The sequence below is a fragment of the Ruegeria sp. CDSC021 genome (genome assembly GCF_059610845.1).
Genome location: NZ_JBXWOK010000015.1, coordinates 71,723 through 82,248 on the forward strand (window position 1 = coordinate 71,723; position 10,526 = coordinate 82,248).

Below are 10,526 nucleotides of genomic sequence, written 5' to 3' on the forward strand. Positions count from 1 at the left end.
CAGCTGCTAACCCTGTGCAGAAAGCTCCACCATTTCCCTGTGCCGGTCCCGCGCCTGCCCCTGTACACGCTTGACGAAGGGCTGAGGCAGCTCCGGGCCAAGGCGCGTCCCATATTTTTCGCAGGATTTATCACCGATCAGCTCAGCGAACCTGACCCATGTCCGAAAGGCAAAAACGTCCCGCAAGCTGAGGATCGGTTTGGAATTGCTTGGTCTTTCCGGGGCAGGCATCGGAATGTCCGTGAAATACGCCTCTTCGATCCCGCTCCAATCGGATGGTGTTTCAAAGTCGTCCCCCGCACCCTCGGAATACTTAAACGCGGGGTATTCCATACTGTATTCAGAACATCCGTGGGATATTTTTGAGTGAACCCCAGTGATCTCAAATTCCGCCTGTGCGGCACGGAAAATCGCAAGACACTCTTTCGCCTCTGCGATCGACTCACAATAGATATACGCCTTATAGGGAAACTTGACCGCTTCGCGCAGCTCGATCATGCTTTTTCTGGCATTGTCCCTGGGCAGCTGCAGGCTGAGCAGCAAGAAATAGACCTGAAACATCCCCTCAAGGTTCTCAGGCAGGATCTGCACCTTGTAGCACTCGTGGCACAGTCCGCAAATCACCTTGGTTTCTTCAAAGAAATTCAGGCGTTGGCCGCAATTCCCATGCTCGCCATTGATGGTGATGGTTTGACCCACATAGATCTGGGCGATGGGCACGGCCAACTGGATTTTCTGTGTGTCCAGGGCTTTCATCCAACCAGAATAGGCGGCGGTCTGCCGTCCGGTGTCGACCAGGGCTGCCTGCCAGCCCTTTTTCAACCCGCCCGTCACCTCAAGCTGCGCTTTGCTGTAGGCGCCCAGATGCTGTTTCGGTAGGTTGGAGTATTCCAGCATCGTCACAAGCTGCCGGATGGCCTGTCGGTCATTGGGCTTGAGTGAAACCCGCTCCTCAAGACGTTCCAGCTGCGCGTAATCCATCACTCTGGCCTCCTGCTTCGGGTTTGGCCCGCCAGTTTTTCTTGTGATTGCGCCGAATGAGGTCGCCGTCAACTGAAATGCGCGAAACTGGCTAGCTGCCGGATTGTTCTGAGACGATCTCTCCGAGCCGGGTAAAGAATTTCCCCGACAGTTTCTTGGCAGTCCCGGCAATCAAACGGCTGCCAAGCTGGGCGATCTTGCCGCCGACGTCCACCTTAGCAGTATAGGCAAGAACCGTCTCGGACCCGTCTTCGGTCAGGGTCACATCGGCACCGCCCTTGGCAAACCCCGCAGCCCCGCCCTTGCCCTCGCCCTGCAGCGAAAATCCGTCCGGTGCCTTGGATTTATCCAGCGTGACCTGACCCGCGAACCGCGCTTTCACCGGACCGATTTTCAGAACCACCTTTGCCTCAAGGTCTTGCGGCGAAGATTGGGTCAGCTCTTCGCAGCCGGGGATACATTCCTGCAGGATATCGGGGTTGTTCAGCGCCTCATACACCACGTCCCGCGGGGCAGCGATGCGGATTTCGTCACTGAGTTTCATTCTGGCATCCTTCGCACAACAGCTTTGTGCCTATCAATAACGCGGTTTTTGCCAAATGTTTCAATTTTTTGTTTCAGATCAGGATACGCGACCCCAAATCTTACCTAATCGGGCGCCACCGGTTTGCGGTGACGCCCAATGCGGTCAGTCGCTGATCGCGCCCTCTTCGTCGCGGCGCTGATGCATCTTGGCTTTGACACGCGCGCCTACAATCAGAGGCAGAACAAATCCGATCAGGGCAATGGACCACAAGCCGATGGCCAGCGGGCTGTCAACCAGCGTCCACCAGTTGCCATTGTCGATGGTGACCGCACGGCGCAGGTTATTCTCCATCGAGTTGCCCAGCAGCGTGCCCAGAATGATCGGCACCAGCGGCACGTCCAGCTTGCGCAGAACCCAGCCCATGACACCGAACCCGATCATCACCAGCAGATCAAAGCTGGACCCCGAGATGCCGTAAATACCCACAAAGCTGACCATCGCCACGACGGGCATCAGGATACGCGAGGGCACCATCAGGACGCGGGTGAACAGGCCCACCATCGGGATATTCATCGCGAGCAACATAAAGTTGGCAATGAACAGTGCCGCAATCAGGCCCCAGACCACATCCGGGTTCTGGGTGAACAGCAGCGGTCCGGGCGTGATATTCAGCGCCAACAGAACCGCCAGCAGCACGGCGGTGGTCCCTGACCCCGGCACGCCCAGCGCCAGCATCGGCACCAAGGCCCCCCCGGCGGCGGCGTTGTTGCCGGCCTCGGGCGCGGCGACACCACGCGGATCACCGGTGCCAAATGTGTTGTCCTTGTCGACCAACCGTTTCTCCATCGAATAGGAAATAAACGAGCCCAAAGACGCCCCGGCCCCCGGCAGAACCCCCGCCAGAAAGCCCAGGAATGAGGTGCGCAGCATGGTCGGCATGCATTGCTTGATCATCGACATCGGCGGGTAAAGCCGCCCGATATTCAACTTGCGCCCAGCGGCATCCGATCCGCCATGACGGTTTTCCAGAAAGATGAACACTTCGGACAGTGCAAACAGGCCGACAATGGCGACAAGGAAATCCAGCCCATCATACAGGTGCACTTCGCCAAAGGTGAACCGAGGCACGCCGGTCTGGGTATCGACACCAATGGTCGCCAACCCAAGGCCCAGCGCAGCGGCAAAAGCCGATTTCGCCTGATTGGTCGAGGACACGCCGCCCAGCGTCATGAAGGCCAGCGCGAACAGGGCGAAATACTCAGCCGGTCCAAACAGCAGCGCGATCTTGACCAGCTGCGGCGCCAGAAAGATCAGGCCCCATGTGGCCAGAAACGCACCAATGAATGAGGCGATACCGGACAGCGAGAGCGCCTCGCCCGCAAGGCCTTTTTTGGCCATCGGATGCCCGTCCAAGCAGGTCATCATCGCAGGCTCGTCCCCAGGGATGTTCAGCAGGATCGATGAGATTCTCCCGCCATACATTGCCCCATAATAAACACTGGTCAGCAGGATCAGAGACGGCGTCGCGCCCAGCCCCAGCGTGAACGCAAGAGGGATCAAAATGGCCACGCCGTTCGACGGGCCCAGACCGGGCAACGCGCCCATGATCGTGCCCAGAAAACAACCCAACAGGGCCAGCAACAGGTTTTGCCATGTCAGCGCGATAGCGAATCCATCGCCAAGGGATGCAAGAGTTTCCATGACGTTCCCCTTAGAAACCCAATGGTCCGCGAGCCAGTGACAGGCCCAGAACCAGATGGAAGATGACGTAGATACCGACAGAAGTACCGATTCCGACCACTACGCTTTCGATCGGACCAGATCCCAGCCGCCAAGCCAGGTAAGCCGCAGCAAAGGCGGTAGAGATTACAAATCCCAGAACCGGCAACAGCTCGGCATAGAAGATCATCACGACTACAGCGGCGCCGACTTCGACCAGCCGGCCCAGCGCGGGCCACTCGGGCTCGGCATCCGGGCGCAACGCGATGACCGCGCTGGAAAGGCCAAGGATGGCGGCGACAATCAGTGGAAAGGCCTTGGGGCCAACCGCGTCTGACAGAAAGCTCTCTTCAATCGCCAGCGCTGACAGGGCAAAGCCGATGGCAAGAAGAATGCCGAAGACCCCGAATATGCGATCACTCATGGGTATCTCCTATGTAAGGGAAGTATGGGTCTGGTCGGGGTGCCGCGCGCCCGGCGCGACACCCCGCTCTCAGGTGAGTGCTGGTCTTATTTGATGATCCCGATCTCTTTCGAGATGGTCTGGATCTGACCCACGGATTGTGCAACAAAATCCTGGAAAGCTGCGCCTTGCAGGTCCAGCGGGGCCAGACCATTGGCGGCCATGACCTCTTTCCATTCATCCGAGGCGTAAAGATCACCGATCTTACCAACCCAATCGCCATAGGCCTCATCGCTCATTCCGCCAGGGGCGTAAAACCCGCGCCAGTTTGCGCCGATGGCATCAATGCCCTGTTCCTTGGCCGTCGGGAAATCGGCGAATTCGCCGGGAAGACGTTCAGGCGCCAAAACGGCGATGACTTTGATATCGCCCGAGTCGACAAAACCCTTGGCTTCCGAGATGTCACCGGTAAAGGCTTGAACCGAACCGGCCAACAGCTGGGTCACAGCTTCGCCGCCGCCATCAAAGGCGATGTATTTGACCGACCGTACGTCCTCGATGCCATAGGCATTGGCCGCGATCAGAACCTTCAGGTGATCCCAACCGCCCACGGCGGAACCGCCCGCCACGGACACAGACGTCGGATCGGATTTGATCTGATCCAACAGGTCGGGCAGCGTGTTAACCGCGCTATCGGCAGCAACGGCGATCACGCCATAATCCGCACCGATGGCCGCTAGCCAACGCACCTGATCCATGGTGTTGCCTGGATAGGCGCCCTGCGCCAGGCGGGTTGCCGTGGCCGCACTGGCCGCTACGATCAGCTCATTATCCTCGCCGCGCTTGTTGACGACCTCGGCAAAGGCAACACCGCCACCGCCGCCGGCCAGGTTCACAACCTGCATGGTCTGGTCGATCAGACCCAGATCCTGCAGAGATTTACCGACCTGACGGCAGGTGAAATCCCAACCGCCGCCGGGGTTGGCCGGGGCAATACATTCCTGTGCGCTGGCGCTCACGCCGGACAGGGCAAAAACAGCAGCCGCAATCGCGCCGCTTGTTCCAAACAGTTTCATTCGTGTCTCCTCCTCTGGTCTTTTTGGGCTGCGTCCTGCAACCGAAACCTGTTCCCGCAAGGGACTGTCCTTGCGGGCTGGTACTGTTTACAGAATAATGCTGTCACGAACCTGTCACAGAAATTCAGGGCAGGGCGCGGGGGGACAATGCGCGTATTGATGATCGAGGATGCCGTAGATCTGGCCGAAGGCGTAATAGCTCATCTGGCGCGGTCGGGCGTTGTCTGTGATCTGGCGACCACTGTCGAATCCGCACGTGATTTCCGCGCAGTTCAAACCTATGACGCGATGCTTCTGGATATAAACCTGCCTGACGGGTCCGGCCTGAACTTTCTGGGCAAAATCCGAGACAGCGGCGACCGCACCCCAGTGCTAATGCTGACGGCACTGACTTCGGTCGAAGATCGTGTCGCGGCTTTGGACAAAGGTGCCGACGATTATTTGGGCAAGCCTTTTGACCAGCGCGAGCTTGAGGCGCGGTTGCGCGCCCTTGTCCGGCGCGATGCCGATCGCAAAAGCGAACAGATCACGCTGGGTCCGCTGATCTATGCCGCCAAGGATCGCAGCGCCACGCTGAACGGTAAACGCCTGAACCTAACCGCGCGCGAGGCGGCAGTCCTGGACGCCCTGATCCGGCACGAAGGTCAGTATCTGTCGAAATCACGGCTGTATAACTCGCTTTACGGGTTCGAAGACGCCGATGTGGGGGAAAACGCGATCGAGCTGTATATCGCGCGGCTACGCAAGAGATTCACCGGCAGCGCCATCAGCATAACCACCCAGCGCGGGGTGGGGTATCGGATCGGTCTGAATGACTAGGCTGCGCCTGCCCCACAGCCTGACGGCCCGCGTTCTGAGTGCGGTGGTTCTGATCCTGGTTCTGGGCGGGTTTCTGGTTGGCCTGTCGATCTGGGCCAATGGTCGGCTGGCGGCGCGGCAGGCCTATGACCGGCTGCTGCTGGGCGCGGCCAGTGACATCGCCGAATCCGTTCGCATTCAGGACGGCCAACCCTTTGTCGACCTTCCGGTTTCAGCTTTTCAGCTGTTGGCGCAGGCGCCGGATGACCGGATTTTCTATGCGGTACAGGTGCCTGATGGCCCGTTCATAACCGGGCTGGACCGGGACACCGTGATCAAGGTGCCGCCACAGACTGGCACTGCGCCGGTCTATTTCGCCTCTGATCTGAACGGGGAACCCGCCCGTTTCGTCCGCGTTACCCGCCTGTTTGCCGAGCGCGATTTCTCGGGCGAGGTGGAAATTCTGGTCGGCCAAACCCTGCGCGCGCGCCAATCCATGACCGTGGGCCTGATGCGCGATGCCTTGCTGCCCATGGCGATGGCCGGGATGTTGCTGCTGATCATGTCGTGGTTTGTCACCCGCTCGGCCCTGCGCCCGCTTGAGGCGCTGTCCGATGACCTGACCCGTCGCGATCCTTATGACCTGACACCGATGGCCAGCGACGGGTTGCCACGCGAATTGCAGGTGATGCTAAGCGCAATGAACCGGTTCATGGGGCGGCTGGATCGGCAAGTGGACACGATGCGAAACCTGATTGCCGACACCGCCCATCAACTGCGCACACCCGTGGCCGCCATCCGGGTCCAGGCCGAGATTGCGCAGGACGATCCCGACCTTCCAGCCCGCACGCGCGCGCTGGATCGGCTGTTGGGGCGCACCCGGTCACTGGGCACGCTGCTGGATCAGTTGCTGTCGCGCGCCATGGTGATCCACCGTATTGACAGTGCGCCGCGGCTGCCCGTTGACCTACGCGAAGTGGCGCTGGACGTGCTGGAACACAGCGATCATGAATTGATGGCCCCCACCATCGAGGTGCGTCTGGAAATCGGCGATACGCCAGTTCTTGTGAATGGCGATGCCTTTTCGATCGGCGAAGCCGCCAAGAACCTGCTTGGCAACGCTCTGCGTCATGGTCTGCCACCCGTCCGTATTGGCGCCGCGCAAGAGGGCGCGCGCGCTGTTCTGTGGGTACGCGATCAGGGGCCCGGGCCTGCGACCATAATCGCCGATCAGCTGGGGGACCGGTTCAATCGCAGCACAGGTTCGGGCGAGGACAGCACCGGCCTGGGCCTGTCCATCGTGAAATCCACCGCTGAGGCCTTTGACGGCCGAGTCGAGATGGGGCGGGATGAAACCGGGTTTCGCGCAGCGCTGAGTTTCCCGGCCAGAACAGATGAGAGCAGCACATGATCCGAGCCCTAGCCCTTGTCGTGCTGAGTTTGATTCCTTCGCTTTCGCGCGCCCAAGAAGCCATCGCAGAATTCGGCGCAGGTCAGGATCCGATGTTGATCCGGTCAACCACCGACATTGCGATCATCGCCCCCGTGCTCGAACGATTTACGGCGCTGAACCCCAATCTGCAGGTCACTTATGAACAATGGGGATCTAACGCTCTGTTCCAACACAGCCGCACGGTCTGTAAATCAGGTGAAAATCCTGCAGACATCGTGTTCTCATCCGCGATTCAACAGATGGTCTGGCTGGTGAATTCGGCCTGCGGACACCGGTTTCAATCCGACCTTACCAATGCCCTGCCCGCCGCGCGACGCTGGCGGGATGAGCTGTGGGGGATCACAACCGAACCCGCCGTCATCGTCTATAACAAGACCTTGTTACAGGATCAGAACGTCCCACGCAGCCGGTTCGCCCTGCTGGACATGATGCGAACCCAGCCGGATCTACTGCGTGGGCGCGTGGCAACCTATGACATCGCGGCCTCGGGTCTGGGTTATCTGTTTGCCTATGGAGACAGCCTTGAGGCCACGACTTTCGGCTCTTTGATCGAAGGTTTTGCACGTATCGACGCGGTGGCCACTTGCTGTTCTGCGGAAATCATCCGCGATGTGGCCAACGGGCGCTTTTTGATCGCCTATAACGTTTTGGGGTCTTATGTGGCCAATGCCAAGGCCCCGGGCATTGGGGTGATCCTGCCAGAAGACTATACTCTGGTCCTGTCACGTGCCCTGATGATCCCGCGCCAGGCGCGGAACAAACAAGCCGCCACGGAATTCTTGGATTTTCTCCTGTCGCCACAGGCGCAAACCCTGCTGGCAACTTCGGGTCTCGTCGCCCAGATGGACACCGCCGATACGGGTTTAACGCCCAGCGCCCGAAGGTTCATCGCCCTATCGCCGGCTCTATTGGTGGCCAGAGATCAGAACCGACGGGCCGAGCTGTTCAAGCTGTGGAACGACGCCTTCGACGTGGAAAGTGCGCGCTAGGTCTTTTCGTCGATGGCCGGTTCGATATCAGGCCGAACCGGTTCGATCTCTGCCTCGATAACCTCAGGCTCATCGGCCTCGTCGACCTCATCCATATCGGTGTCGGCCTTGTCCTCAAGCGCGCCAACGATCAGCGGCAGCATGTGAACACCGGTGGCCGAGGCGATCTCTGGCGTTTGCGGCGTTTGCCAGCTGAGCGTGTCAAAGCTGTGGCAGTTCTGACAGACCGGACCCCATTCCGGCTGAATGTCATGGCAGTTGTCGCAGACCCATTGCGGCCCGCGCGGCGCGTTCAGCGCCTTTGCCAGCCAGCCCTGCACAACCACATCCGAGGCCCCTTCGCCACGTTCAATCGCTGCCATCAGCGTATAGGCGCGGGCATCAGCCTGTTTTTCGACCACATCCCCCAGCGCGCGGCGCGCTTCGGGGAAATCTTCGGCGACGATGTTCAACTCGGCCAGAATCAGACAGGTTTCCGGATTCTGCGCGTGTATGCGGGTCAACGTCGCAAAGCGTTTGATGCGCTCGGCCGGTGATTCATCCGGTGCAATATCGGCAAAGGCATGGGCCAGATCGGGATGTGGCTGTGCCTCCCATGCCTTTTTCAGAATCTTCGTTGCGGCACGCGGCTTGCCTTTTTCGATATAGGCACGGGCAGCCATCGCTGCGGCAGGCACCAAATCAGGGGAAAGGCGGTTGGCCTCGATTGCCTGTTCCTGCTGTTCTACGGTCGAGCTTTCGTCCAGAATGCCCTTTGCCTCGGACAAGGCGAGCACCGCATCGCGGCGCTTGAACACATCGCGGGGCAAATGCCCGGATTTCAGCTTGGCGGTCAGCGTTGATCGGGCCCCAGCCCAATCCTGCGACTTGGTCTGCAGGCCCAGCAGGATATCTTGCGTTTCCTGATGGCGTGGCTTGATGGCCAATGCCTTTTCGGCCAGCTTCCGGGCGGTGTCATCATCGCCTTCGGCCAGCTTCTGCTTCATGATTCCGCGCACCCCCACAAAACGCGTGGCATTATTCGTTACCAGTTTCTTATAGGTTTCAGATGCCTTTTGGGTATCGCCATTCATCTCGGCGGCCTGGGCCACCAGCAGGTTGGTCAGCTCGGGTTTGTTCAGCAGCTTTTCGGCCTTGGCGGCCTTGTTCATCGCGATCCGCCCCTCACCCGAGGCAAGCGCCATGATCCCATCGGTTAATGCCTGATATCCGCGCTGTTCCCGGCTGCGGTCGAAATAACGCGATAGGGCTGTTTCATCCCCATTGAGGAATTTCAGCGTGGCGATCAGCAGGGTCAGCAGCTTGAAGAACAGCCAGATCGCAATGATCATCACGCCCAGCACAATGACCGATTGAAGCGGACCAAGCGTGTATTCCGTGCCACCCGCTGTGATCTGCACCCCGCCTTTGGTTTCCATAAGGAACCCGGCGCCAAGAGCCAGCAAGCCGACAATCGCAACAAAAACAAGGATCTTAAACAGTGACCACAGCATAGCAGGCCCCTCAGTTCGAGTTCGCGCTTGAGGCAAGCGCATTTGCAGAATCCACAGCAGAAACCCGCGTCTGGGCCGCCTGTTCCCACCCTTCAAATGCAGCTTTGGCTGCATCGGGCAGGGATTTCAGCTCATCCAGGGCAGCAGAGACATCTCCGCCCGACAAAGCGGCTTGAGCCCGCGACAGGACCGCATCGGGGCTGTCACCTTCTTGCGGGGTAACCGAACGTGCACCTGTCTGGCGCTGCAAAAACGCGACAATTCCGGTGCCCTTGTCCGCGTCCCGCGCATCGGCCAGCGCCGTGCGCGCAGCGGGCGCAAAGCTGTCCTGAAGTGCTGCAATCGTCGCGACACCTTCGGTTGCCGGTGCTGCCAGCGCCTCGGGAACGGTTACGCCTGCGGCCTTCAGTTCTGCAATCAGGTCGCCATAAGGTTGACCCGTATTCAACTGTTCATGCACCCGTGACAGAAGGGCTGCATTGGTCGCCGCCAGCGATTTTGCTGCAGCCTCGGCCTCGAGCGTCTGAGCGTCGGACACCATCTTTTCCACCTCGGCCCGTTGCGCGGCCAAAGAGTCCTGGAGTTTTTTCAGCTCGGCTTCGATGGCCGCGCCGGTTTCAGGTGAAGCGCCCTGCGTCAGCGCGCCACTTTCCAACTCGGCCAAACGGCTGGCAAGCGGATCAACCTTGTTGGTCAGATCGGATATGCTGGACTTCACCCCATCCAGATCAGCGGTGATTGGCGCGATTTGGCTGGTCAGCGCGTCAATCTTCTGGGACAGGTCCGATCCGTCGGTCAGAGACTTCGACAGTGTTGATATCTGATCGGATTGTGCGATCAGCTTCGCCTCAAGCGCAGCGATTGCGTCGGACTCACCCGAGGAGAACGCGCCGCTTTGACCCAGAGCGAACCCGGCCGCCGCAGCAATCGCACCGCCAATCAGCGCCGGGATAAAGCCGCCGCGTTTTTCGACCGGCGGTTCTGCGACGGTCTGATCAGGCGACGTAAGAGCGGCTTCGGCTTCGGCTTCGGCTTCGGCTTCGGCTTCGGCTTCGGCTTCGGCTTCGGCTTCGGCTTCGGCTTCGGCT

10 protein-coding genes are annotated in these 10,526 nt (G+C 59.7%); 3 read left to right on the plus strand and 7 right to left on the minus strand.

The window, feature by feature from the left end; translation table 11 throughout:
• Positions 1–6 precede the first annotated feature (6 nt).
• The 5 genes from AC2FGB_RS18290 to AC2FGB_RS18310 all read right to left on the minus strand — a co-directional run bounded on the left by AC2FGB_RS18290 (position 7) and on the right by AC2FGB_RS18310 (position 4,705).
• Positions 7–981 carry a hypothetical protein gene (locus AC2FGB_RS18290; RefSeq protein ID WP_496694557.1) on the minus strand — a complete coding sequence of 325 codons (975 nt, stop codon included), beginning with the start codon at positions 979–981 and terminating at the stop codon, positions 7–9.
• Positions 982–1,072: 91 nt separating this feature from the next.
• Positions 1,073–1,525, minus strand: coding sequence for an SRPBCC family protein (locus tag AC2FGB_RS18295; RefSeq protein WP_496694556.1), 453 nt, complete (start codon positions 1,523–1,525; stop codon positions 1,073–1,075).
• Positions 1,526–1,669: 144 nt separating this feature from the next.
• Entirely contained in the window at positions 1,670–3,208 is a 1,539-nt protein-coding gene (locus tag AC2FGB_RS18300; protein ID WP_142637508.1) for a tripartite tricarboxylate transporter permease, read from the minus strand.
• 10 nt (positions 3,209–3,218) lie between these two features.
• Positions 3,219–3,650 carry a tripartite tricarboxylate transporter TctB family protein gene (locus AC2FGB_RS18305; RefSeq protein ID WP_142637505.1) on the minus strand — a complete coding sequence of 144 codons (432 nt, stop codon included), beginning with the start codon at positions 3,648–3,650 and terminating at the stop codon, positions 3,219–3,221.
• Positions 3,651–3,736: 86 nt separating this feature from the next.
• Positions 3,737–4,705, minus strand: a complete 969-nt coding sequence (locus tag AC2FGB_RS18310) for a Bug family tripartite tricarboxylate transporter substrate binding protein (RefSeq protein WP_142637503.1) — start codon at positions 4,703–4,705, stop codon at positions 3,737–3,739.
• Between the two features lie 147 nt (positions 4,706–4,852).
• Here AC2FGB_RS18310 and AC2FGB_RS18315 point away from each other — a divergent pair, with 147 nt between their 5' ends.
• The 3 genes from AC2FGB_RS18315 to AC2FGB_RS18325 are packed head-to-tail and all read left to right on the plus strand — an operon-like array spanning position 4,853 to position 7,945.
• Positions 4,853–5,524: a response regulator transcription factor gene (locus AC2FGB_RS18315; RefSeq protein WP_282022417.1), complete on the plus strand. Its 672-nt coding sequence runs from the start codon at positions 4,853–4,855 to the stop codon at positions 5,522–5,524.
• Positions 5,517–6,914 carry a sensor histidine kinase gene (locus AC2FGB_RS18320; RefSeq protein WP_496694555.1) on the plus strand — a complete coding sequence of 466 codons (1,398 nt, stop codon included), beginning with the start codon at positions 5,517–5,519 and terminating at the stop codon, positions 6,912–6,914. Before AC2FGB_RS18315 ends, AC2FGB_RS18320 begins: the two co-directional genes overlap by 8 nt.
• Complete coding sequence (locus tag AC2FGB_RS18325; protein ID WP_281973878.1) at positions 6,911–7,945, plus strand: ABC transporter substrate-binding protein; 1,035 nt, start codon at positions 6,911–6,913, stop codon at positions 7,943–7,945. Before AC2FGB_RS18320 ends, AC2FGB_RS18325 begins: the two co-directional genes overlap by 4 nt.
• Here AC2FGB_RS18325 and AC2FGB_RS18330 read toward each other — a convergent pair.
• Positions 7,942–9,438, minus strand: a complete 1,497-nt coding sequence (locus tag AC2FGB_RS18330) for a heme biosynthesis protein HemY (protein ID WP_496694554.1) — start codon at positions 9,436–9,438, stop codon at positions 7,942–7,944. The genes AC2FGB_RS18325 and AC2FGB_RS18330 overlap by 4 nt on opposite strands.
• A gap of 10 nt (positions 9,439–9,448) precedes the next feature.
• The coding region (locus AC2FGB_RS18335) for a COG4223 family protein (protein WP_496690521.1) at positions 9,449–10,526 on the minus strand (1,078 nt) is incomplete at its 5' end.